This is a genomic window from Rhizobium ecuadorense (assembly GCF_001187535.1).
Taxonomy (GTDB): domain Bacteria; phylum Pseudomonadota; class Alphaproteobacteria; order Rhizobiales; family Rhizobiaceae; genus Rhizobium; species Rhizobium ecuadorense.
The window spans coordinates 1-296 of sequence record NZ_LFIO01000715.1; the positions used below are offsets into that span (position 1 = coordinate 1).

1 protein-coding gene is annotated in these 296 nt (G+C 59.1%); it reads left to right on the forward strand.

The genetic code is table 11. The annotated features are described in order from the left end of the window. A partial coding sequence (locus AF337_RS13525) for a S41 family peptidase (RefSeq protein ID WP_244471244.1) occupies positions 1–296 on the forward strand: 296 nt, incomplete at both ends.

Genomic DNA, 296 nt, shown 5'->3' on the forward strand with positions numbered 1-296 from the left:
GTGTGCTGATCAATCGCGGCTCGGCGTCGGCTTCGGAGATTTTTGCCGCGGCAATCCAGGACTACGGTCGAGGCGTGATCGTCGGTGAACCCAGTTTCGGGAAGGGCACCGTTCAAACCGTCATCGATCTTGACCAGATCGTCCGCAACAGCAAACCCGAGTTCGGGGAGCTGAAAGTGACAATTGCCCAGTTTTTCCGGGTCAACGGCGGTACGACGCAGCTGCGCGGCGTGACGCCTGATATCGGCTTGCCGGGACTGTCCGATCCGACTGTTTTCGGGGAGACCAGTTATGAC